At 64.7% G+C, this 22,826-nt stretch carries 18 protein-coding genes; 4 read left to right on the top strand and 14 right to left on the bottom strand.

Annotated elements, in window-relative coordinates; genetic code table 11:
• Window positions 1–8: 8 nt before the first annotated feature.
• The 8 genes from LB526_RS01245 to LB526_RS01210 form a co-directional block, all read right to left on the bottom strand.
• Window positions 9–1,550: a trimethylamine methyltransferase family protein gene (locus LB526_RS01245; RefSeq protein WP_095768562.1), complete on the bottom strand. Its 1,542-nt coding sequence runs from the start codon at window positions 1,548–1,550 to the stop codon at window positions 9–11.
• A 62-nt stretch (window positions 1,551–1,612) separates the two neighbouring features.
• Complete coding sequence (locus LB526_RS01240; RefSeq protein WP_224625778.1) at window positions 1,613–2,581, bottom strand: D-2-hydroxyacid dehydrogenase; 969 nt, start codon at window positions 2,579–2,581, stop codon at window positions 1,613–1,615.
• 7 nt (window positions 2,582–2,588) lie between these two features.
• Entirely contained in the window at window positions 2,589–3,497 is a 909-nt protein-coding gene (locus LB526_RS01235; RefSeq protein ID WP_224625775.1) for a dihydrodipicolinate synthase family protein, read from the bottom strand.
• Entirely contained in the window at window positions 3,494–4,081 is a 588-nt protein-coding gene (locus tag LB526_RS01230; protein WP_224625773.1) for a hypothetical protein, read from the bottom strand. The genes LB526_RS01235 and LB526_RS01230 overlap by 4 nt, the downstream gene beginning before the upstream one ends.
• Window positions 4,082–6,925, bottom strand: a complete 2,844-nt coding sequence (locus LB526_RS01225; RefSeq protein ID WP_224625770.1) for a 2Fe-2S iron-sulfur cluster-binding protein — start codon at window positions 6,923–6,925, stop codon at window positions 4,082–4,084.
• Complete coding sequence (locus LB526_RS01220; protein WP_224625769.1) at window positions 6,922–7,188, bottom strand: sarcosine oxidase subunit delta; 267 nt, start codon at window positions 7,186–7,188, stop codon at window positions 6,922–6,924. Before LB526_RS01220 ends, LB526_RS01225 begins: the two co-directional genes overlap by 4 nt.
• Before the next feature lie 20 nt (window positions 7,189–7,208).
• The gene (locus LB526_RS01215) at window positions 7,209–8,450 is read right to left on the bottom strand and encodes an FAD-dependent oxidoreductase (RefSeq protein ID WP_224625767.1); all 1,242 of its coding nucleotides are present in this window, start codon (window positions 8,448–8,450) and stop codon (window positions 7,209–7,211) included.
• 7 nt (window positions 8,451–8,457) lie between these two features.
• A complete protein-coding gene (locus LB526_RS01210; RefSeq protein WP_224625765.1) occupies window positions 8,458–9,855 on the bottom strand; it encodes an MmgE/PrpD family protein in 1,398 nt (465 codons plus the stop codon).
• Between the two features lie 169 nt (window positions 9,856–10,024).
• On the opposite strand from LB526_RS01210, the gene LB526_RS01205 reads away from it, so the two are divergent.
• The 4 genes from LB526_RS01205 (at window position 10,025) to LB526_RS01190 (ending at window position 16,286) form a co-directional block, all read left to right on the top strand.
• Complete coding sequence (locus tag LB526_RS01205) at window positions 10,025–10,918, top strand: LysR substrate-binding domain-containing protein (RefSeq protein WP_224625763.1); 894 nt, start codon at window positions 10,025–10,027, stop codon at window positions 10,916–10,918.
• Window positions 10,919–11,095: 177 nt separating this feature from the next.
• Window positions 11,096–12,751: an ABC transporter substrate-binding protein gene (locus LB526_RS01200; RefSeq protein WP_224606380.1), complete on the top strand. Its 1,656-nt coding sequence runs from the start codon at window positions 11,096–11,098 to the stop codon at window positions 12,749–12,751.
• Window positions 12,752–12,896: 145 nt separating this feature from the next.
• On the top strand, window positions 12,897–15,314 hold the full coding sequence (locus LB526_RS01195) for an FAD-dependent oxidoreductase (protein WP_224625761.1): 2,418 nt from the start codon (window positions 12,897–12,899) through the stop codon (window positions 15,312–15,314).
• Between the two features lie 69 nt (window positions 15,315–15,383).
• On the top strand, window positions 15,384–16,286 hold the full coding sequence (locus LB526_RS01190; RefSeq protein ID WP_224600560.1) for an SMP-30/gluconolactonase/LRE family protein: 903 nt from the start codon (window positions 15,384–15,386) through the stop codon (window positions 16,284–16,286).
• Between the two features lie 27 nt (window positions 16,287–16,313).
• Here LB526_RS01190 and LB526_RS01185 read toward each other — a convergent pair whose 3' ends face one another.
• The 6 genes from LB526_RS01185 to LB526_RS01165 all read right to left on the bottom strand — a co-directional run bounded on the left by LB526_RS01185 (window position 16,314) and on the right by LB526_RS01165 (window position 22,769).
• Window positions 16,314–17,231 (bottom strand): allantoinase PuuE, encoded by a 918-nt coding sequence (locus LB526_RS01185; protein WP_095768571.1) that lies wholly within the window; start codon window positions 17,229–17,231, stop codon window positions 16,314–16,316.
• Between the two features lie 22 nt (window positions 17,232–17,253).
• A complete protein-coding gene (locus LB526_RS01180) occupies window positions 17,254–18,330 on the bottom strand; it encodes a pyridoxal phosphate-dependent aminotransferase (protein ID WP_224625759.1) in 1,077 nt (358 codons plus the stop codon).
• Window positions 18,321–18,455, bottom strand: coding sequence for a hypothetical protein (locus tag LB526_RS29520; protein ID WP_263483039.1), 135 nt, complete (start codon window positions 18,453–18,455; stop codon window positions 18,321–18,323). Before LB526_RS29520 ends, LB526_RS01180 begins: the two co-directional genes overlap by 10 nt.
• Window positions 18,456–18,582: 127 nt before the next feature.
• On the bottom strand, window positions 18,583–20,634 hold the full coding sequence (locus LB526_RS01175; RefSeq protein WP_224625756.1) for an ABC transporter permease: 2,052 nt from the start codon (window positions 20,632–20,634) through the stop codon (window positions 18,583–18,585).
• Between the two features lie 41 nt (window positions 20,635–20,675).
• Window positions 20,676–21,737 carry a glycine betaine/L-proline ABC transporter ATP-binding protein gene (locus LB526_RS01170; RefSeq protein WP_140839232.1) on the bottom strand — a complete coding sequence of 354 codons (1,062 nt, stop codon included), beginning with the start codon at window positions 21,735–21,737 and terminating at the stop codon, window positions 20,676–20,678.
• Between the two features lie 93 nt (window positions 21,738–21,830).
• Window positions 21,831–22,769, bottom strand: a complete 939-nt coding sequence (locus tag LB526_RS01165; protein WP_224625754.1) for an ABC transporter substrate-binding protein — start codon at window positions 22,767–22,769, stop codon at window positions 21,831–21,833.
• Window positions 22,770–22,826: the final 57 nt, after the last annotated feature.

Genomic DNA, 22,826 nt, shown 5'->3' with positions numbered 1-22,826 from the left:
GTAGTGTCCTAAGCTTCCGGATTGGCGGCGATCTCCTCGCGGCGGCGCGCGACATAGGCGTCGAGCTCCTCGCGGATTGCGGGATCCATGACCGGCTCCTCATAGTCGTGCAGCGCCTGCTGCCAGAGCTCTGTCGCCCGCTCCAGCGCATCCTTGCCGCCGGCTTCCTGCCAGGCGCCGTAGTTCTGCCAGTTGGAGAGCATCGGCTGGTAGAAGGCGGTGGTGTAGCGCGACATGGTGTGCTCGGCGCCGAAGAAATGGCCGCCGGCCGGCACCGACTTGATGGCTTCGAAGCCGAGGTCGTCCTCCTGGAATGGCAAGGGCCGCAGGAACTCCATCATGTTCTGCAGGATCTCGACGTCGAGCACGAGCTTTTCGTAGGACGCCGTCAGCCCGCCCTCCAGCCAGCCGGCGGCGTGATAGATCAAATTGGCGCCGCCGAGCACCGCGCCCCATGTCGCCATTTCGGTCTCGTAGGCCGCCTGCAAGTCGACCACGTTGGAGGCATTCGCATTTGAGGTGCGGTAGGGCAGGTTGTAGCGCCGCGCCAATTGGCCGGCGATGATGTTGGCCTTGGCGTTTTCCGGCGTGCCGAAGGCCGGCGCGCCCGACTTCATGTCGACATTGGAGGTGAAGGCGCCGTACATCACCGGCGTGCCGGGATTGACGAGCTGCGTCAGCGTCACGCCGAACAGCGCCTCGGCGTTCTGCTGGCAGAGCGCGGCGGCCAGCGTCACCGGCGTCATCGCGCCCATCAGCGTGAAGGGCGTCACCGTCACCGGCTGGCCGTGCTCGGCCATGGCGATCAGGCCTTCCGCCATCGCGTCATCGAACAGGCGCGGCGAGTTGATCGAGATGATCGTGGTGACGCCCGGCGAGGCGCGCATCTCCTCGACCGAGATGCCGCGCGCGATCGCCATCATGTTGACGCCGTCCATCGCCCTGGCGCGGCCGATCGCCGTGCAATGGAAGGAGAGATCGCTCAGTGTCAGATTGGCATGGTAGGTGTCGAGATGGCGGGAATTCGCCGGCAGCTCGATCGGCGCCACCACCTGGTTGCCGATGATGTGGATGGCGTTGAAGTGGTGCGCCAGCCGGATGAAGTTCTGGTAGTCGGGGAGGTTGCCCGGACGGCGGCCGTTGATGCGGTCATGCACATTGGGCGGACCGGCGACCAGGCCGAAAACCAGTGAATTGCCGCCGAAATGGATCTGCTTGTCCGGATTGCGGCTGGTCAGCGTGAAGGAGGAGGGCACGTTGCTCAGAGCTTCCGTCACGATGCTCTCGTCGATGCGGATGGTCCGCTCCTCGCGATCGACGATGGCGCCAGCCTTGGCGAACAGGTCCATAACCTTTTCGCTCATGACGCGGATCCCGAGCTCCGACAGGATGCGCATCGAGGTCTTGTGCAACTGCTCCATGCGCTCCTCGTCTAGGAGCTGCATAGGCGGGTAGGGGTTCTTGACGCTCTGCCACGGCAGCTGCGCGATGCCGCCGCCACCGCGCCCGAGCTTCGATCTGCGGCCACCGCCGCGCCTGTCCTGTGACATAGCATTCCCCTTCGATTCTTGTTCTCGCACGGAAAACCGCTGCACTTTTCCTGGAATTGCTTTCAGTAGCCGCGTTCCGGATTGACCACATTCTCGAGCGGCTCGCCGCGGCGGTAGCGCGCCAGATTGTCGGCGAACATGCGCACCGACTTGATGTCCCAGCCGTCATAAACCGCAGCGCAATGCGGCGTGACGGCAACGTTGTCGTAGCTCCAGAGCGGATGCTCCGCCGGGAGCGGCTCGGTCGCAAAGACGTCGAGCGCCGCGCCCTTGATCCGCCCCGCATCAAGCGCGGCGAGAAGGGCCTTTTCCTCGATGACGCCGCCGCGCGAAATGTCGATGAGAACGACGGACGGCTTCATCGCGGCGAAAGCGGCCTCGCCCAGCAGGCCGCGCGTGGTGGACAGCAGAGGCACGCAGCAGACGATGAAATCTGCACGGCCGGTCAGAGGCAGCAGCGCGTCGGGCCCATGCACCTCGTCGAGCGACGGCATCGGTTTCGGTCGCGCGCGGATGCCCAGGGTGCGCATGCCCATCGCCTGCGCGCGGCGCGCGACGGCCTCACCGGTCTTGCCGAGGCCGACGATGAGGACGGTCTTACCCTCGATCGGCTCGACACGGCCGCCGCCCCATTGGCGGGCCTGTTGCCGGCGCTCGAAACCGCGCAGGTCGAGCGAGAAGGAGAGCATGGCTCCGAGCGCATATTCGGCCAGCATACCGGCGGCGACGCCGGCCGAGTTCGTCACCGTCACATGATTCGGATCCCAGCGACCGAGATGGTCGGTGCCAGAGCCGCCGATCGACACCCATTTCACCGTCGGGCTCTCGACGAGGACCTGGCGCGGATAGCGCGGCGTGCCGTCGAAGCGGATCGAATAGACTACTTCCGCGGCGGTCCGCTCGATCAAAGCGGGAAGGCCGGCATAGGTCTCGCAGGCATGAACATCCAGATCCGGATGTGTCTCGGCAAGCACCGCGAGCGCGCCGGCAGGCTTGTCGGTGTGCAGGATGATTGTTGGGCGCGCCGACATCGCGATCTCAATCGCGGCCGATATGATCGGCGGCGCTGCCGAGGATGGCAAGCAGCGCCCGGCCGTTCTCGAGCGTCGCATTCTCATGCGGCGCGCGCAGGTTCAGCCAGCGCCGGTCGCCGGACTTGACCGCAAGCACCGCCTTCATCGCAGGGATCAACCCGGTATCCTGGATGACCTTCCGGAACGTCTTGATAGCGCCATCGGCTTCGGCGACGTCCTCGCCCTGCCGGGCCGCGTCATAGAGGCGGCGAATGGCGGCGGCGTTCAAATTGACGGTGGCCGAAATGCAGCCGGCCGCGCCGCTCGCCAGACCCTTGGTGAGCTGCGCCTCGGAGCTCGGAAAGACCGAGATATCAGGCGCGGCGGCGATGACGGCGGCGGTGTTGTTCCAGTCGCCGGCGCTGTCCTTGTAGGCGACAACGGTGTTTGGGAACGCCTTGCTCAGCCTCGCCGTCAGCGTCGGGCTGACCGGCACGCCGGAGTTCTGCGGGATGTGATAGAGGATCACGCGCATCGAAGGTTTTGCCACCTTCTCGATCAGCTCGCTGTAGTAGCGCGCCTGACCGTTGTCGCCGGCGCCGGTGTAGAAGAAGGAGGGCAGCACCATGACGGCGGCGCAGCCGAGGCCGACGGCGTGGGCCGACAATTCGACCGTTTCGGGAAGCGCGGTGACGCCGGTGCCGGGCATAAGCCGGTCCGGCGCAATGCCGGCCTCGACCAGCCATTCCAGCGCCTGCATGCGCTCGCGCAAGGACACCGACAGCGCTTCGCCCGTCGTGCCGAAGGGCGAGAGGAAATGCGCGCCCTGGTCCAGCACCCATTTGGCGTGAGAGATCCACAGATCGCGCGCGATGCGTCCGTCATCTTCGAATGGCGTCAGGATCGGGGCGATGGTTCCTTGCGGGCGGGTCATGAATGTCCTCTGTGCTTGCCTGTGTGGCCGGCCACCGCCGCGACGGCGCGGGCGAAGTAGGCCGAAGCGGTGATGTCGAAGAGTATGTCGAAACCCGTCGGCGAACGGAACGTCACGGCCTCGATATGGCCGACGCGCGTCTGGGCGACATCGTCGGGGCCGAATTTTTGCGGTCTCAGGTCCAGCGCGCAAAGCGCCCTCATCGCTTCGGCAAGTTCAGGACCGGAAAGGCGCATCCATGCCCAGCTTTCCTCGCGCCATGACGAGTAGCCTTTCGGCGCCGTCGCAGCCTGCCAGGCCGCTTTGACTTCGGCGAGAGTCTCGCCGGCGTCCTCCGCGAGAAGTAGGATGTCCTCGTTGCCGAGGCGCAGAACCTGCATGCCGCGATGCTCGCCGATGCGGTTGACGCACGGTAGCGTAATGCCTTGCGCGGCAAGCCAGGCGGCGCTCCCGCCGCCTTTCAGGCCAAAGCGCGGGCGGTCCGTGAGGTCGCTCAGCACGACCGCGCCGGAAATCAGCTCCGGGCCGTCGGCCGCGCCGCCAGGCATGAAGGGGTAGATGCGCGTCGCGGTGCCGGCGGCCATCTAGATCTCCTGCCGCGCGTTGGTCGGGTCGAAGAAGGCGTGGGCGACGACCGGCGCCTCGACCAGCTCGCCATTGCGGCACTTCACCGTCACGCGGCTGCCTTCAGCCTGGTCGTCGACATGGACATAGGCGAGCGCAATGTGATGCCCGAGCGACGGCGAATATCCGACCGAGGTGATCTGACCGACAGGCGCGCCGCCGCGCAGCACCAGACAGCTTTCGCCGGGGATGTTCCGCGCGCCGGCCGGGAATTGCAGGCCGACCAGCTTACGGGCCTGGCCGAGCCTTGCGCGCATCTCGATCGAGCGCTTGCCGACGAAGAACGGCTTCTTCTTCGAGACGGCCCAGCCGAAGCCCAGCTCATCAGGCGTAGTGATCGCATCCGTATCCTGGCCGATCAGGATGTGGCCCTTCTCCAGGCGCAATATGCGCGATGCCTCCAGCCCATAGGGACGCAGACCATGCGGTCGGCCCGCCACCATCACCGCATCCCATAGACTGGGCGCCAGGCTAGACGGGCAGTGCAATTCATAGCTCAGCTCGCCGGTGAAGCCGATGCGCATCACCCGCACCGGCACGCCGGCGACCATGCCTTCGCGGCCGCTGAGATAAGGGAAGGCGTCACGGCTGAAGTCGATGTCGCTCTCCAGCGCTTCGAGCACCTGGCGCGCCTTGGGTCCGGTGACGTTGAGGCCCGAGAAGGCGCCGGTGAGGTTGAGCACGTCGACCTTCAGGCGCCACTCGGCATTCCAGAACAGCATGTCGGCATAGACGCGCCCGACGGCGCCGGTGGTCGCCGTCACATAGAACTGGTCCTCGGCCATCCGGTAGGCGACGCCGTCGTCGATCACCGAGCCCATCTCGTTGAGCATCAGGCAGTAGCGGACGCGGCCCACCGGCTGGTTGGCATGCGCCATCGTGTAGAGACGATCGAGAAATTCGCCGGCGTCCGGCCCGCGGATCTCCAGCTTGCCGAGCGTCGAGACGTCGAGCAGGCCGGCGCCTTCGCGCACGGCGAGGATTTCCTCGCGAACGCTGCTTGCGTCTCCATAGTAGTAAGGCCGCCACCATGCGCCGACCGGCTTCATCGCCGCGTTCAGCGCGAGGTGCCTTGCATGCAGCGCCGTGCGGCGTTCCAACACTTCGTGGTGGCCGGCGAGCACGCCGAGCGTTTCCGGCCCGACGGGAGGCCGCGCCGTGGTGATGCCGATTTCGCCGACCGTCCGGCCGGTCGCCTCGGCGACGATCCGGGCGGTCGCCAAGGCCGAATGGCGTCCCTGGCTAGGGCCCATGCCGACGGTGGTGAAACGCTTGACGAGCTCGATCTCGCGATAGCCGTCCTTGGTCGCGTTCTGCAGATCCTTGACTTGCAGATCCTCGTCGAAGTCGACGAAGTCACGTCCCTTGGGGTCGGCGACAATCGGCTGCACATAGCGCGGCCGAATGGTCTTCGCCGTGACCTGAGGCTCATCGGCGACCGCATGGCCGAGTCGCACGAGCGCTGCTGCCGCCGCGCGCCGGCCGCTGGCGATCGCGTCCTCAAGATCATCCGATCCGGCAACGGCGCCGGCGAGATGGACGGGACCTTTCGGCAACGTGATCGTCATCGTTTGCATGCCGGCATCATAGCCGACCTTGCCGCCGGCCTGGCACGGCAATTGCCATGCTGGCGCCTGGCCGATCGAAACCGTCAGCAGGTCGCAAGCAATCCAGCTCCCGCCGACACGGACGCGGACAAGGTGGCGATTTCCGACTGTGCCTTCCGCCGCTTCGATAGTCGCGCCTTTGCGCATGGTGACGCCTTTGCTGCGCAGTTCGGTTTCCAACGGACCGGCCTCGCGAGCGGGTCTCGGATCGACAAGCTCGACGACCGACACACCCGCATCCAGCAGGTCGAGCGCCGTCCGGTAGCCGTCGTCATTGGCGGCGAGCGCCACGGCGCTGGTGCCAGGGCGCACGCCATAGTGCCGGATCAGCCGTTGGGCGGCGCTGCCGAGCATGATCCCGGGCAGGTCGTTGTTGCGGAAGACGGCCGGCTGCTCGATGACGCCGGTCGCCAGGATCACCTCGCGAGCGCGCGTGCGATAGAGGCGATCGCCCTCGATCAGCGGCAGCCAGTTGTCTTCATACCAGCCATTGCAGACCGTGCCGGTCAGCACCTTGAGATTGGGCAGCGACTCGAGCCTTGCCAACAGACCGGAGAGGATGGCCGGATCGTAGCGGCCATAGCTCAGCGAGCCGCCGATCTCAGGATTCTCGTCGCACAGCACCACATCGGCGCCAGCTTCAGCAGCGGCGATCGCGGCGCTCAATCCCGCCGGGCCTGCGCCGACGACGAGCAGGTCGCAATGCAGATGCGTCTTGTCGAAATGCCGGTGCGGGGCCTTGGTGTCGACCACGCCCAGGCCCGCCTTGCGACGGATCACCGGCTCCCAGAATTTCAGCCAGCTATCGCGGCGCGGACCCATGAAGGTGCGGTAGTAGAACCCGACCGGCAGGAAGCGGCCGAACCTGTCCATGATGGCATCGCGGTCGCGCTCAAGCGAGCCGTTGACGTTCTGTGCGCTGACCCGCAGCCCTTCGCTGATCGGCGTCCACTCCGCGGCGGCGTTAGGTTCGAATGGCAATTGCACCAGCGCGTTGGCGTCGGTCCCGGTCATCGACAGGATGCCACGCGGTCGATGATATTTGAACGAGCGCGACAACACCCATTGGCCGGAAGCGGCGAGGGCGCTGGCGATGCTGTCGCCTTCATAGCCTTTAAAAGGCTTGCCTTCGAAGGTGAAGCGGATAGGCCGGCTTCGATCGATGCGGCTTCCAAAAGGGGCGAGCAGCCGGTTCATGCGCGGTCCCGCAGCTCGGACGCATCGAAGGTGCAGATGATCTCGTTGCTCACGAGATCGCGTTCGGCCAGGAAAAAATAGTTGCTCGGCACGTGCCGCCACCACTCGGTCACGACACCTTTGCGGTTTTCTGCGCGGAACAGATGGCGCGACCATTCGGTATCGGCGGTTGCGTCCGGATCGGGCCGCGCACGCACCGGGCCGAAGGACTGGAACTCGTCGATGTTGCGCAGGCCGTTCATGGGGCAGGTAAGCAGTTTCATCGGTCAGTGTGGTTTCATGGCTAATGGCTGGCGGCAGTCGCGCCCATTTCATTGAGCAGCCGGAAGGTTTCGAAGCGCTCCAATGCAAATGGTTTGAGGATATCGGGCACCCGGCCGTCGGCGATGGTCTGCGCCATGCGCTTGCCGGCGACAGGCGTCGCCTTGAAGCCCCAGGTGCCCCAGCCGCAATCGAGCCAGAGATTGGTAAGCGGGCTGGCACCCATGATCGGGCTGTAGTCCGGCGTCATGTCGGTGATGCCGGCCCACTGCCGGAGCAGGCGCACACCTTGCAGAAAGGGGAAGAGGTGGACGGCGCCTTCGGCAAGATGCTCCTTCATGTCGAGCGTCGAGCGCGTCGAATAGAGCTGGTAGGGATCGGAGCCGCCGCCGATGACGATTTCGCCGCGCGAGGATTGCACGAGATAGGTGTGCAGGGAAACGGACGAGACCAGCGTGTGCAGCCAGGGTTTCAAGGGCTGGGTCACCATTGCCTGCAGCGGATAGCAGCGGATGGGAAGCTCGACGCCGGCCTTCAGCGCGACGTCATAGTTCATGCCGCCGGTGGCGATCAGCACCTGGCCGCAAGCGACGCGGCCCCTGTTCGTCTTGACGGCCTGGACCCGGTCGCCGACGACCTCGAAGTCTTGCACCTCGGTGCGCTGGTGGATCTCGACGCCACGTCGCGACGCCTGGGCGGCGTAGCCCCAGGCGACGGCGTCATGGCGCGCCGTTCCGCCGTCGGCATGCCAGAGCCCGCCGAGGATTTCGAGCGGGCCGCCATAGTCCATATTCAAAAGCGGGCAGAGCTCCTCGACGCCCTTCTGGTCGACGACCTCGGTGCGCGTGCCCATATGCTTGCCCATTTCGGCGCGCATGTGGAAGCTGCGCATCGTCGCCTCGCTATGCGCCAACGTAAGCTGGCCGCGCTGCGAGAACATGACGTTGAAATCGAGCTCGTGCGAGAGCCGCTCGAACAGCTCGACGCCTTCTTTGTAGAAAGCGATGCCTTCCGGCGTGATGTAGTTGGAGCGGATGGTGGTGGTGTTGCGCGCCGTGTTGCCGCCGGCGAGATAGGCTTTCTCCAGCACCGCCACACTCTTTATGCCGTGGTACTTTGCAAGATGATGCGCGCAGGACAGTCCATGCCCGCCGCCGCCGATGATGACGACGTCATAGGCCGGCTTCAGCTCGGGCGTGGCGGGGATGTCGCCGCTCACCGGATAGTCCCTGCTGAGACCGTATTTCAGGAGCCTGAGGGGCATTGCGGGCTCAGCTCGAAATCTTGGGAGGATCGTAGAGCAGCGCCGAGAGATCGGAGAAGCGGCTGTTGCGGTCGTCGAGCGAAAGCACCGCGTCGCGGATCGCAGCGGCGCGGCTAGATCCCAGCACGGGCGCGGCGAACTCCATGTATTTGGCCTCGACGTCCTGCCTGGTCATCGGCGCTTCCGGGCCGCCGCGCGCATGCACGTCGCCGGACGCCAGCACACGTCCGTCCGTCGTCGTGATGACGACGTCGGCCCAGCGGCCGGCCGGGAAGCGGGCGCTGTGGCGCTCGGTTTCGGTCACGGTGATGCGCGTCAGCATGTCCGCGACCGCGGCGTCCACGAGCCCGGAGCCGGAAATATGCTCGAGCCCGATGCGCCGATGGAGGATGAAGGTCGCCACGGCGAAGCGCAGGCTGTATTGCGCCTTCGAGGTCGTGTCCGGCATGCCGTCGAAGAGCGTTGCGGCATAGTGGAAGCTGTTGACCTGGACATGGCCGATGTCGGACGGGGCAAGGTTGTGCGCCAGGCAAAGTCCACGCACGGCATCAATGGCCGCATGCGCCCAGCGGCAGATCGGGTAGGGTTTAAGGTATTGATGGAGCGACTGCCAGAAGACGCCGAGGTCCTGCCAATGGGTCGCGACCTCCGGCGCCTCTACCGTGATCGCCGGCGCGCCGGTGAAGCCGCGCTCGGCCAGCACCGCCGCGGAGAGGCCGACGAGAGCGCCGAGGCCGGAGCCGTCATGCAGCATGGTTGGCGTGGCGATCTCGCGCATCATCTGGCTGCGCGGGCCATGATACTCGGCAATGCCCAGCGCCTCGCGCAGTTGCGTTTCGTCGAGCCGCCGCTGCCGTGCCGCGATCGCCGCAACGCCCAGGGCGTTCCAGGCGCCGGAGGTATGATAGTCGCTCACCGTCGCATGCAAGGCAATGCCGGCCCGGCCGGCGATTTCGTAGCCGACGACCAGGGACGCCAGCGCCTCCGGCCCGGTGAGGTCGGGCCTCGCCTCCGCGAGTGCTGCAAGCGCCGGCACGACCGCCACGCCGATATGGCCTTTGGTGGGGCTGTAGCCGTCGTGGGCGTCGAGATTGTCGATCTGCGTGGCGACGGCATAGGCCGCGCCGGCAATGCTGGCGCGCCGTCCGTCGAACAGCATGCGGGCGGAATATTGCGGGTCGCCCGAGCCATAGAGCAGGACGGCGGCGTCGCGGGCGATGCGGCCGGCCTCCATCGGTCCTGCCGCAACGGCGATGCCCAGCGTGTCGAGCAGGAGGTAACGGGCCTGTTCGAGCACCGGCTGAGGGAAGACGGAAGCTGGACGCCGCAGCACGAAATCGGCCAGGCGTGTGAACGTATCGGAACTGACGACAGGCCCCTCACGCCGGTATGACGGCACAGCCACGCGCTTATCTCCCCTGTCTTCTCACAACATCATTAAATTGGGTTCATCGCGCAGGCACGCGATTAGTTTGGCGGCTTTGGCCAAAAATATTGATGCCATGTCGCTTGTCTGCGATTGAACGCCCGGTTGCCCATGCGATAGCTAGGCAACTGTGGAACAGGAGACCGGGATGAAGCCGCCACCCCCCTTGAACTATATCCGCTCGTTCGAGAGCTCGGCCAGGCATCTGAGCTTTACCACCGCTGCCAAGGAACTGGGCTACACGCAAGCCGCGGTCAGCACGCATGTGCGCGCGCTCGAACATTATATCGGCCGGCAGCTGTTCATCCGCTATCCGCGCAGCCTGAAGTTGACCGAGATGGGGGAGGCGTTCCTGCCGACCTTGCGCCAGGCGCTCGACCAGATCGACCAGGCGACTGAGGCGATCGTCGCGTCCTCTCGCAACCGGACAGTCGTGGTTTCGTGCCCGATGAGCCTTGCGGAAAACTGGCTGGCGGGATGCATGGCCGCCTTCCGCAAGAAGCATCCTGAGATCGAGATCGTCCTGCACGGCACGATCTGGGAGGATCTGAACGAGCAGATCGCCGACATCACAATCTCGACGCGGCGTTTCGATGACAGTCCGCCGGCGGCGATCCCGCTCTGGAACGACGAACTGGTGCTGCTCTGCGCCCCTGCCTTGCTCGAGGGCGAGCATGCGCTGAAGACGCCGCAGGACATGCTAAAGGTGGACTGGATCTTCGTGCATGGCCGCCAGGAATACTGGCAGGCGGTGACCGAGTCGCTCGGCGTTGACATGGAGGACCATGACAAGGGCCTGTCGACCAACGCCTCCAACATCGCGCTCGAGCTCGCCGCGATGGGGGCGGGTCTCGTTGCCACGCAGCGCTCGCTGGCGCATGCCTATATGCGCCGCGGGCTTCTCGTCGAGCCGTTTCCGGTGCGGCCGCCAAGTCCCTGGAATTACTATCTCACCGAGAGCCAGCTTTCGAAGGGAAATATCGCCCGAACAGTGAGGGAATGGATCTTGTCCAGGGCCAGGGAAGACGCCGCCCGACCATAGCGCTATCCGCTCCTTCAAAAATTTAGCTAGCCAATGCCATTGTTTTTTTAGGCCTCAAGCGCCGGTTTTCTGCGGTTTGTGAAGGGTCGAGCCCTTCCGCGATTTTTGCATCACCCCTAACATGCTGAGCCGCAAGGGGAATGCAACGGGCGGAAAGCCCTGAACCGGAGAACAACGATGACGATGTTCAAGAGCAACGGTGACCGCGTGCCGGCGGTCATCGAAAGCTACGCAGCTGAAGTCAAAGGCGGGCGGATGGACCGCCGCGAATTCCTAGCCATGGCAAGCGTGATGGGTGCTTCAACGGCGCTTGCCTATGCGATGGCAGGGATGGAGCCGGCCAAGGCCTCGGCAGCCGTGCCCGGCAAGAAGGGCGGCATCCTGAAAATGCAGATGATCATCAAGGACATGAAGGATCCGCGCGCCTGGGACTGGTCGGAAATCGCCAATGTCATGCGCCAGTGCAACGATTACATGATCCGCTACACCACTGACTTCACCTTCGAGGGCCATTTGGTCGAGAGCTGGGAGGTGAGCGACGACGCCACCGAATACACGCTGCATCTGCGCAAGGGCGTGAAATGGTCGAATGGCGACGACTTCAACGCCGACGACATCGTCTACAACATCGAGCGCTGGTGCGATAAGGCGGCTGAGGGCAACTCGATGGCCGGGCGCATGGGCTCGCTGATCGACGCCGCTACGAAAAAAGCTACCAAAGGCGCCATCACCAAGGTCGACGACCATACGGTGAAGCTGAAATGCAATCAGTCCGACGTTACCATCATCCCGGGCTTCTCCGACTATCCGGCGGTTATCGTCCATCGCGACTTCGACAAGAACGGCGCCAATATGCTGAAGACGCCCGGCACCGGCCCGTATGAGCTGATCTCCTACAAGGTCGGCGAATCCGCCTCGGTGAGGCGGCGCAAGGATTTCACCTGGTTCGGCGGCGAGCCCTATCTCGACGGCGTCGACTGGATCGACTACGGATCGGACGCATCCAATCCCGCCATCGGCAGCGCCTTCGAGGCCGGCGAGATCGACTGCAACTACCAGACGGTCGGCGGCACGGTCGATCTCTATGACAGCATGGGCCTGGTCAAGGAGCAGGTTGTCACCGCCGGCACGATCGTGCTGCGCACCAACGTGACCAACAAGCCCTACGACGACAAACGCGTGCGCAACGCCATCCAGCTTGCGGTCGACAACGAGACGGTGCTGAAACTCGGCTATAGCGGCCTGGGGCAGATCGCCGAAAACCATCATGTCTGCCCGATCCATCCGGAATATTACGAACTGCCCAAAGTCCCGCGCGACCTGGCCAAGGCAAAGGCGCTGATGGCCGAGGCCGGCCAGACGGATCACGAATTCGAGCTGATCTCCTACGACGCCGACTATGTGAAGGACCCGGCCGATGTCGTCGCTGCGCAGATGCGCGACGCCGGATTCAAGGTCAAGCGCACCATCATCCCGGGCTCGTCGTTCTGGAACGACTGGACGAAATATCCGTGGTCGACCACCGACTGGGGCATGCGGCCGCTGGGGGTGCAGGTGCTGGCGATCGCCTATCGCAGCGGCGAAGCGTGGAACGAGTCCGGCTATGCCAATCCGGAGTTCGACAAGAAGCTGAACGAGGCGATGGCCATTGCCGACCCGGCCAAGCGCAAGGAGCTGATGAAAGACGTGGAGTTCATCCTGCAGGACTCCGGCATCCTGGTCCAAGCGTTCTGGCGCTCGCTCTACCGCCACCACGCCACCTATGTGAAGAACCTCGGCATGCACCAGACGTTCGAACTGCAGCTCGACAAGGTCTGGTTGGATAGGGCCTAGACCGGCAGCTAAACACCATTCAGGGGCGCGGTTTGCGCCCCTGAATTCGCTGGCGACTGCGACCGATCAGTCAGCTAATTGAAATGCCAAAGCGCTGCCAAAGAGCGCGAAGCAAAGTCGCCGAACAAAGGGAAGAAATCTCGATATGCGTACTCATGCACAAGCCGTTGTCATTGGCGGTGGTCTGATCGGCTGCTCGATCCTCTATCATCTCGCCAAGTTCGGCTGGACGGATGTCCTGCTTCTGGAACGCAGCGAGCTGACCTCCGGTTCGACCTGGCACGCGGCCGCCAACATCCACGGCCTGCATGATTCCACCAATATCAGCCGGCTGCAGCACTACACGATGGCGCTCTACAAGGAGCTGGAAGCGGAGACCGGCCAGGGCTGCGGTATCTTCCAGCCGGGTTCGCTCTATCTGGCCCAGACCGAGGCCCGCGAGCATCAACTGCGGCTGCAGGAAGCCAAGGCGCGGCGCTACAAGATGAACTTCTACGAGGTCGGTCGCGACGAAGCGGAGCGACTGCATCCGCTGGTCGATTTCGACGGCATTCGCTGCGTCATGTATGAGCCGGAGGGCGGCAATGTCGATCCGTCGGGCGTGACTGCGGCTTACGCCGCGGGGGCGCGGCAGCGCGGCGCGGAAATCCATCGCTTCACCCCGGTCACGGCGACCGAGGCGCAAGCGGACGGCAGCTGGATCGTGCGCACGCCAAAGGGCGATATCCGCACGCAATGGGTAGTCAACGCCGCCGGCCTGTGGGGCAGGGAGGTCGCCGCCATGGCCGGGCTGCAACTGCCGTTGATCCCGACCGAGCACCAGTATTTCGTCACCGAAACCATTCCGGAAATCGCATCGATGGGACGGCGGCTGCCATCGGTCGCCGATCGCGACGGCGAATATTATCTGCGCCAGGAAGGTTTGGGGCTGCTGATCGGCGCCTACGAACGCAACATGAAATTCTGGGCCGAGGACGGCACGCCGATGGATTTCGGCCACGAGCTGTTTCCCGACGATCTCGACCGCATCGAGGAAAACATGATGCGCGCCATCCAGCGCGTGCCGGCGGTCGCGGCCGCCGGCGTCAAGAAGGTGATCAACGGTCCGATGATCTGGTCTCCCGACAGCGCGGTGCTGTTCGGACCGGCGCCGGAGCTCAGCAATTATTTCTGCTGCAACGGCATTATCCCCGGCTTCTCGCAATCAGGCGGCATGGGCAAGCTCGCCGCCGAGTGGATGATCGAGGGAGAGCCTTCGCTCGACATGTTCGGCTGGGACATGGCGCGCTTCGGCCATTGGGCCGGAAAGGCCTTCACCAAGGCGCGCGTGCAGGACCAGTACAGCCACCGTTTCAAGATCCATTTCCCGAACGAGGAGCGCGCCGCCGGCCGTCCGGTGCGGACACGGCCGGTTTACGAGATGCAGAAGGAGATGGGCGCGGTGTTCGGCCTCAATTTCGGCTGGGAGCATCCGCTGTGGTTCGCGGCCGAAGGCGAGCCGCGCGAGGAAACGATCGGCTTCACTCGGCAGAACTGGTGGGGGCCGGTCGGCCGCGAGGCGCGTATGCTGCGCGAGCATGCCGGCATCATCGACATCTCCAATTTTGCCAAATACGAGATAAAGGGGCCGGACGCGGAAGCCTGGCTGAACGCGCTCTTCGCCAATCGCATGCCGGCCAAGGTCGGCAACTCCTGCCTGACGCCGCTGATCGGCAAGCGCGGCGGCATTGCCGGCGACTTCACCGTGACCAGACTGGCGGAGGACGAGTTCATGGTGATCGGCTCGGGCATGGCCGAGCGTTTTCATCAGCGCTTCTTCAAATCGGTGCCGCTGCCGGAAGGCACGACCTTCCGCTCGCGTACCGAGGATCTCGGCGGCTTCAACGTCGCCGGCCCGAAATCGCGCGAGCTCCTGCAGCGGCTCACCAATGATGATCTGTCGAACGAGGCCTTCCCGTTCATGCGCTCGCGGCAGATCACCGTCGCCGGCGTCGACGTCGTGGCGTTGAGGGTTTCCTTCACCGGCGATCTTGGCTGGGAGCTGCACTGCAAGTCGGCCGACCAGGTCGAGCTCTACCGCGCGTTGCTCAAGGCGGGCGCGGAAGTCGGCGCCGGGCCGGTCGGCTCACGGGCGCTGATGTCGCTGCGCGTCGAAAAGGGCTATGGCAGCTGGAGCCGCGAATACTCGCCGGAATACTGGCCGCAGGAGGTCAAGCTCGATCGCCTGATCAAGACGGACAAGCAATTCCTCAACCGCGACGCCTATCTCGCCGTCGCCGACAAGCCGGCGCGGGATGAACTCATCATGCTTTCCGTGTCGGCCAAGGATGCCGACGCGACCGGCGGCGAGCCGATCTTCCTGCCGGACGGCACGCCGATCGGCCAGGTGTCATCGGGCGCCTACGGCTATTTCGTCACTCAGTCGCTGGCGATGGGCTACGTCAAGGCCGGAACCGCCAAGGCCGGCGACAAGGTGACTGTCGCCATCCTCGGGCGGCCGCATGATGCGGTGCTGCTCGCGCATCCGCCCTTCGACCCGGAGGGCAAGCGGCTGCGGTCGTAAGTCGCCAAGCCGCTGGAAGCGCACGAAATTCGAAGAGGGCCTCAACTACGAAAACAAAAGGAGAATCGCATGATCAAACGGCATTTGCTGGGCACGATGCTTGCCCTGGTTCTGACGTCCGCCGCGCAGGCGGCCGACGTCAAGGTGGTCAATGACGACGCGTGGTTTGCCGAAGGTCCGATCTGGTATCAGGACAAGCTGTTTTACGTCGAATATGGCCGCGGCACGGTCACTGTCTGGGACGGCAAGAAGAACGACATTTTCTGGAAGATGGATGGCTGCGGCCCCTCGGCCGTGCTGCCGACCACCACCGGCGAGTTCCTCGTCACCTGCTACGACAACAACACGATCGGCCGCATCTCGGCCGACGGCAAGACGCTGCCTGCCTATGACAAGGACACGGACGGCAAGCCGTTCAGCGGACCGAACGATTTCGCACCGGACAAGGATGGTGGCGTCTATTTCACGGGCTCCGGCAAGGGCGGTCCGCTGATCGACGCTTCGGCCTATTACATCGGCAAGGACGGCAGCGTGAAGAAGGCCGCCGGCGACCTGCACAATGCCAACGGCCTTGTCATGTCGAATGACGGCAAGATCCTCTATCTGGTCGAGACCGAGGACAACCGGATCATCGAGTTCGACGTTTCGTCCGACCACACCTTGAGCAACCGCCGCGTGTTCCTGCGGCTCGACGATCTGTTCCCGAACCAGCCGCATATCTGGCCCGACGGCATCAAGATGGACAAAGAAGGCGAGATGTATATCGGCCAGAGCCCGCGCTCGCTCGACTCGCCAGGCAAGATCATCGTCGTGGACAAAGACGCCAAGCTCTTGCGCACGCTTTCGGTGCCGTCGCCGTCGATGCCGAACTTCGCCTTCGGACCGGACGAGAAGGTGCTTTATGTGATGGCGCTCGACCAGATCGATGCAGCACCCTGGCACGGCAAGGTCTATGAGGTGCCGAATAAATAGAGACTTCGCTGGTAACGGCTCGGTGGCTTAGCCGCCGAACCGGTCCAGCCAGTGGCGGGCGAGGTCGGAGCGGCGGCAGACCCAGATGTCGGGATTGGCGGTGATCTTGTCGAGGAAGCGATCCAGCCCGACCATTCGCCCCGGCCGCGCCGCCAGCCGGCAATGCAGCGACACCGTCATCATGCGCGGGGTCTTCTGGCCTTCCTTCAGCAGCCAGTCGACGCCGTCGCTGACATAGTCGAAGAACTGGCTGCCGGTCTCCAAGCCTGAACCGCGCGAAAAGCGGCTGTCGTTGTTGTCGAAGCTGTGCGGCACGACGAGGTGCCGCTTGGCGCCGACATCGACGAAATAGGGCAGGTCGTCATTGTAGTCGTCGCAGTCGAACAGGAAGCCGCCATGCTCGACCACCAGCCTTCTCGTGTTGAGGCTTGGCCGGCCGGTGTACCACCCGAGGGGATCGATGCCGGTGATGTTTCGCACCGTGTCCACCGTCATGGCGATGTGCTGGCGCTCTTCCTCCTCGCTGAGCGGGGCGTAGTCGATCCAGCGCCAGCCGTGGCAGACGATGTCGCTGCCAAGTGCTGCGATCGCCTTGCCAGCCGCCGGGTTGATCTCAAGCGCGCGCCCGACAATGTAGAAGGTCGGGATGACGCCCTTGTCCCGGAACAGCGAGATGAGCCGCCAGACGCCGACACGCGAACCGTATTCATAAAGCGATTCCATGTTGCGGTTGCGCAGGCCCGGCACGGCGGGCGCGACGGCAAGGTCGGACAGGATCGTTTCGGAAACGCCGTCGCCTTCGCCGATCGAGTATTCGGCACCTTCCTCGTAATTGACGACGATGTTGAGCGCCAATTTCACGCCGCCCGGCCACTCGGCCGGCGGAGGCCGCTCGCCATAGCCGATGAAATCGCGAGCGGGCAGGTACGGTGCGTCTGACGTCATGAAATCCCCTCGGATGAAGCCCTTACCAGCATTGCCGGCCGCGCAGGGCGGTCAGGATACGCAGCGCGCGGTCCATGACTTCCTGCGGCCCGATGGTGATGCGCAGGCAGTCCGTCAGGCCGTAACCGGAGAGGCCGCGCACGATAATGTCGACGCCGCGCAGGGCACTGTCGGCGGCGGCCGCTGCCGCCGCGTCGGCAAAACGCGCCAGAACGAAATTGGTCCGGCTTTCGGGGACTTCGTATCCGGCCGCTCGCAAGCCTTGCGCGAAGCGGTCGCGAATGTCGGCGGTGCGGGTTACGATTGCGCGCGTATAGGCTTGATCCTCTAGCGCCGCGACGGCCATGGCGAGGCTCACCGTCGAGACCTGGTTGGAGTTCTGCATCTTGCGCACCTCGGCGGCGATCCGCGGCGCGAACAAGCCCCAGCCGATGCGCGCGCCGGCCAGCCCATATGCCTTGGACAGACTGCGCAGGATGACGGTGTCGCCGCGCCCGGCCAGCGCGAAGACGGCTTGCGGATCCTGATCGTCGAATTCGCCATAGGCTTGGTCGACCATCAGGAGAACGTCGCCGGGAAGGGCCGCGCGCAGGCGCAGCAGCTCCGCGTTCTTGATGCGCGTGCCGGTCGGGTTGCCCGGATTGCAGACGAACACGATACGCGTCGCCGACGTCACCGCCGCCAGGACGGCGTCGATCGAGACCTCAAAGCCGCGCTCCTGCGCTTTGGCATAGGTCGCCCCGACGCGCGCGGCCGCCGAGGCGGCGAAATTATAGGCATAGTCCGTACCCAGCACGTCAGCGCCCGGTCCGGCGAAGGCCGCGATGGTACAGGCAATCAGCTCCATCGAACCCGCGCCGCACAGGATGAGATCACGCTCGATCCCATAGGATCTTGCGATCGCGTCGCGCAGCAAGGTCCAGTCCGGGTCCGGGTAGAGATGGCTGCGTGCCACAGCGACCCGGCCGGCTTCGATTGCCTTCGGGCTAGGCGGGAAGGCGCTCTCGTTCTGGGCTAGCGTGGGCCGGTCGAAGCCACCGAAATTCGCCAAGGCAAAAGCGGACATGGCCTTGACATGGGTAGTTGCTTTCACAGGCACGCCATATCCATGCAGGTCTGGCGACCAAATTTGTCGGCAAGGTCTTCCGGAACGGAAGCTATGGCACCGCGACCAAGCCGCAAAGCAAAATTAGCCGGTGCAATGACTGCGGGAATCTGGCCCATGGGAGGGTGTCCAGGCTCTTTTCTTGGATCACATAGGCCGGCCTGAAGTCTCTGCTATCAGCGCCTCCGGGCCAATCATGTTATTTTTCAATGCCTTAGCGGTTTCGCGGCCTTGTGGGCGTCAGATTCAGCTGACTTCGTCGGCCCTGCCGCTGACGCCCGCCTGGATCAGCCGGTCGGCGAGGATCGCCAGGAAGGCGATCGACAGGCCGGCGATCAGGCCCATGCCGGCATCGGCCTTGCCGAGCGCGACATAGACTGCCTGGCCAAGATCGCGCGTGCCGACGAGCGCGGCGATTGCCAGCATCGACAGCGCCGCCATGATGGTCTGGTTGAGGCCAAGCATGACGACCGGCAAAGCCAGCGGCAGCTTGGCCTGCAGCAAGGTCTGCATCGGCGTCGCGCCCATCTGCTCGACCGCCTCGACGACATCGGGACGGACATGCCGCAGCCCGTGCTCGACATAGCGGATCGGCGGCACGATGGCGTAGAGCATGATGGCGATCAGCGCCGTGAACTCGCCCACCTTGAAGAACATCAGCGCCGGGATGAGGAAGACGAATTGCGGCATGGTCTGCAACGCGTCGCAGATCGGTTTCAGGATATGCGAGACGCGATCGTTATGCGCCGCCCATGTGCCGAGCGCGCCGCCGATCAGAAGGCAGAGCAGGACCGCCAGCGTGCAGAGATAGAGCGACTGCACCAGTTGCGGCCACAGCCCGTTGACCAGGATCAGCCCGAAGCCGACAAGCGCGAAAAAACCGAGCCGCGGCCCGGCCACCTGGCCGGCAAGCAACGCGACGGCAAGGATGAAGGCAGGCCAGGGGAGATCGAGAAAGCCGGTATAGAGAACAAGGCCGGCGGCCAGCACGGCCAGCGCCCCGCGCCAACCGAAGCCGCGCAGCGCCAACACGGCCGAGGCCAGCACCAGGACGAGATAGGCGGCGAGCACCGAAGATGGCAATGTGAAGCCCCACATTGCCGGCGTCGCCGAGCCGGCAATGCCGACGCGCATCGGCAGAAGCAGGCAGTAGAGCACCGCATTGCGCACGCCGTTGAAGAACCAGGCGTAGTCGCGCACGAGCGCCAGCAGCCATTGGTTGACGGCGCCCATCTGCATGCGCAGACCGGTTTCCGGCAGAAGCGCCGCATCTGGCGCGGCCAACCGGATGACCACGGCGAGAGCCAGCGCACCCGCCAGTGACAAGGCCAACCGGCGCGGCGTCATCCAGCGCATGGCGGGCGTCGGCCCGGTCTCCGGCGCCTTCGCGAAGCCGATGGTGAGGCGGTCGATGAGGATGGCGAGCAGCGCGATGACGAGGCCGGAGAGGATGCTCTGGCCGAACTCGGCCTTGCGCATCGAGGAGAGCACCTCCCAGCCAATATCCTCGAAGCCACCGATAATGGCGGCGACGATGACCATCGACAGCGCCGCCACGGTCGTCTGGTTGAAGCCGACGAGAAGCTGCGGCAGCGCCGTCGGCACCTCGACCTGCCAGAATCGCTGACGGCGTGTGCAGCCGCTCATCAAGCCGGCCTCGCTGATGGCCGCCGGCACACGGTCCAATCCGAGCATGGTGTTGCGGACCATCGGCGGCGTCGCATAGATCGCCGAGGCGATCAGCCCAACCACCGGACCGAAGCCGAACAGGAGCAGGAGCGGAATGAGATAGGCGAAGGCCGGCACCGTCTGCATCAGGTCGAGCGCGCCGAGCAGGACCGGACGCCAGCGCGGGCGGGCGTAACCCAGAAAGCCAAGCAGGAAGCCGAGTACGGTGGAGATCGGCACCGCCAGCAGCACCAGCGCCAGCGTGTTCATGCTCTGCGGCCAGTAGCCGGCGAGCAGGATATAGGCGAGCGTGGCGAGCGCGAAGATCGCCAACCGCTCACCGCCCGACTTCAGCGCAAGGGCGGCGATCGCCAGCATCACCGCCGGCCAGGGCAGCCAGGCGACCGCCAGCCGCGCGCCGCGCATCGGCGCATCGAGCAAAGCGGACAGCGCCCGGAAGGCCGGTTGGATGACGGCGACGACAATGTCGGTCACGGCGTTGATGTAGGTAGCCAGCGGCAGCGTCCATTGCTTGGGGAAATTGACCAGCCAGGGAAGCTCGGTTTTGAGAAGCAGGCAAAGCGCCGTCAGCACGGCCAGGCCGCACCAAGGCAGAAACGCCGGTTCCACCACGAACCGCGATGAGGGTCGAAATGCCGCGGCCGGCGCCGTCATGAGTTCTTGCGCCTTGCCTGCTCGCGTTCGAGCACCGCGAGCACGGCGCTGGCGTCGAGCACCGCCGGCGGGCTGTCACCCACCCCGGAAACGGTGAAGGCCGTGGCGCCCGCGGCGAGTTGCGGGATGAGCGCCTCGAGGCTGGTGTCGGCGACGACGCTTCGTTCCGGCAACAGCGCGCCATTGGCGGGCGTGGCGATGTCGCCGGCCGTGATGACGCGCAACAGCGGCATGTCCTCGGTGAACTGCGCGACATAGTCGTCGGCCGGGTTGAGCACGATGTCGGCGGGACGGCCGATTTGCACGATCTTGCCGGCCCGCATGATCGCCAGCCTGTCGGCAAGCCGGAAGGCCTCGGCGATATCGTGGGTGATGAAGATGATGGTCTTCTTCAGCATGCGCTGCAGGCGCAGGAACTCATCCTGCATCTGCTTGCGGATCAGCGGATCGAGCGCCGAGAACGGCTCGTCGAGAAACCAGAGCTCCGGCCCCACCGCAAGCGAACGGGCGATGCCGACGCGCTGCTGCTGGCCGCCGGAGAGCTGGTGCGGGAAGGATGCCTCGCGGCCTTCGAGTCCGACCAGCGCGATCATCTCGCGGGCGCGGGCCTCGCGTTCCTTCGCCGGCTTGCCCTGGATCTTCAGCGGGAAGGCGACATTGCCCAACACGTTCAGATGCGGCAGCAGGCCGAAATTCTGGAACACCATGCCCATGGCGTGGCGGCGCAGCTCGATCAGCTCCTTGCCGCTGGCGGCAAGCAGGTTCCTACCGTCGAGCAGTATCTCGCCGGCGCTCGGCTCGACCAGGCGCGACAGGCAGCGCACCAGGGTCGACTTGCCGGAGCCGGACAGACCCATGATGACGAATATCTCGCCGGTCGCCACCTCGAAGCTGGCATCGACCACGGCCGGCAGATGCGCCTCGGCGCGCAGGCGCTCGGCCAGCGCATCGGGATCGATGATATAGCCGCGCGAGTCGAAGTAATAGGCCGGGCGCCGGCCATAGACCTTCCAGACATTTCGGCAGGCAAGCTTTATCGGACGCGCGGCCGTGTTCATCCTCAACCACCCGTGCCGATCGCCCGCCCGGCTCCGCGCAGTGCGGAAACCGGGCCTATGGTGCCCTCAGCCTTTGCCAGGCACATCGGCGAATTATCCCTTGGCGGCGTCGAGCCAAGGTTTCCACACCGTCTCGTTCTTGTCGATCCATTCCTTGACGACGGCGTCGAGATCCTTGCCTTGCTTGTCGACGGCCAGCATCATCTTCTGCTGCTCGGTCGCATCCATCTTGAAGGCCTTGAGGAAGGCGTAAGCCGCGGGCCATTTGGCGCCAAAGCCCGACCAGACGATCTTGTCGACGTCGGGGGGCGTGATGCAGTGCTCGTTGGTCTGCTCCTTGCAGGGCGGCATCGTCACCCAACCGACGTCGTTCTCGGCCAGCGCGTAGTGCGGACCCCAGAACATCATGATGAGCGGCGTCTTGGCGGCTTCGGCGGCTTCCAACTCGGCCACCAGCGCGCCTTCGGAGCCCGACGGCACAGCGGTGTAGGGCATGTTGTTGTCGGCAAGGATGGTGGCCGCGCGCGAGCCCCAATCGGCCGGATAGTCGAGGAAGCGGCCGTTGGGCGCGGTTTCGGGTGTCGCCAATGCCTGCACGCATTCGGGCTTGTTGAGGGCGGTCCAGTCCGGCAGGCCAGGGCAGACCTTTTCCATGAATTTCGGATAGATCCAGCCTTCCTGCGTCTTCAGATCGAGCTTGCCGATGTCCTCGATCTGCTTGGCGGCCAGCACCTTCGGATAGATGTCGCCGACATTGTTCAACCAGATCTCGACCGATGCGCTGAGCGAGCCGTCGGCGAGGCCCGAAAATTGCGGGAAATTGCCGGCGGTGACGTATTCGATCTTATAGCCGAGCTTCTCCAGAAGCTGGCCTGCGATGTGCGTGGAGACGTGCGCGCCCGTCCATTCCAGCATGGCGAGCTTGATCGGCTCGTCCTTCGCGCCAAGATCGGCGCTTTGCCCGGCCGTCGTTGCGGCAAGCATCAGCGCGAGGCCAAGACCGGCCCCTTGCAAGGCATTTCTTATTTTCATGTCAGTTCCCCTGTCTGTTGATGGTCCTTCCGTCTATGCCGGTCTCCTCCCACGAGA

The organism is Mesorhizobium sp. CA6 (assembly GCF_020165035.1).
GTDB lineage: Bacteria > Pseudomonadota > Alphaproteobacteria > Rhizobiales > Rhizobiaceae > Mesorhizobium.
This window is presented reverse-complemented; position numbering and strand designations above follow the sequence as displayed.

Excerpts from the sequence above, each read along its gene's own strand:
- LB526_RS01245 (WP_095768562.1), bottom strand. The coding sequence starts at position 1,550 with ATGTCACAGGACAGGCGCGGCGGTGGCCGCAGATCGAAGCTCGGGCGC.
- LB526_RS01240 (WP_224625778.1), bottom strand. The coding sequence starts at position 2,581 with ATGTCGGCGCGCCCAACAATCATCCTGCACACCGACAAGCCTGCCGGC.
- LB526_RS01235 (WP_224625775.1), bottom strand. The coding sequence starts at position 3,497 with ATGACCCGCCCGCAAGGAACCATCGCCCCGATCCTGACGCCATTCGAA.
- LB526_RS01230 (WP_224625773.1), bottom strand. The coding sequence starts at position 4,081 with ATGGCCGCCGGCACCGCGACGCGCATCTACCCCTTCATGCCTGGCGGC.
- LB526_RS01225 (WP_224625770.1), bottom strand. The coding sequence starts at position 6,925 with ATGAACCGGCTGCTCGCCCCTTTTGGAAGCCGCATCGATCGAAGCCGG.
- LB526_RS01220 (WP_224625769.1), bottom strand. The coding sequence starts at position 7,188 with ATGAAACTGCTTACCTGCCCCATGAACGGCCTGCGCAACATCGACGAG.
- LB526_RS01215 (WP_224625767.1), bottom strand. The coding sequence starts at position 8,450 with ATGCCCCTCAGGCTCCTGAAATACGGTCTCAGCAGGGACTATCCGGTG.
- LB526_RS01205 (WP_224625763.1), top strand. The coding sequence starts at position 10,025 with ATGAAGCCGCCACCCCCCTTGAACTATATCCGCTCGTTCGAGAGCTCG.
- LB526_RS01200 (WP_224606380.1), top strand. The coding sequence starts at position 11,096 with ATGACGATGTTCAAGAGCAACGGTGACCGCGTGCCGGCGGTCATCGAA.
- LB526_RS01195 (WP_224625761.1), top strand. The coding sequence starts at position 12,897 with ATGCGTACTCATGCACAAGCCGTTGTCATTGGCGGTGGTCTGATCGGC.
- LB526_RS01190 (WP_224600560.1), top strand. The coding sequence starts at position 15,384 with ATGATCAAACGGCATTTGCTGGGCACGATGCTTGCCCTGGTTCTGACG.
- LB526_RS01185 (WP_095768571.1), bottom strand. The coding sequence starts at position 17,231 with ATGACGTCAGACGCACCGTACCTGCCCGCTCGCGATTTCATCGGCTAT.
- LB526_RS29520 (WP_263483039.1), bottom strand. The coding sequence starts at position 18,455 with ATGGGCCAGATTCCCGCAGTCATTGCACCGGCTAATTTTGCTTTGCGG.
- LB526_RS01170 (WP_140839232.1), bottom strand. The coding sequence starts at position 21,737 with ATGAACACGGCCGCGCGTCCGATAAAGCTTGCCTGCCGAAATGTCTGG.
- LB526_RS01165 (WP_224625754.1), bottom strand. The coding sequence starts at position 22,769 with ATGAAAATAAGAAATGCCTTGCAAGGGGCCGGTCTTGGCCTCGCGCTG.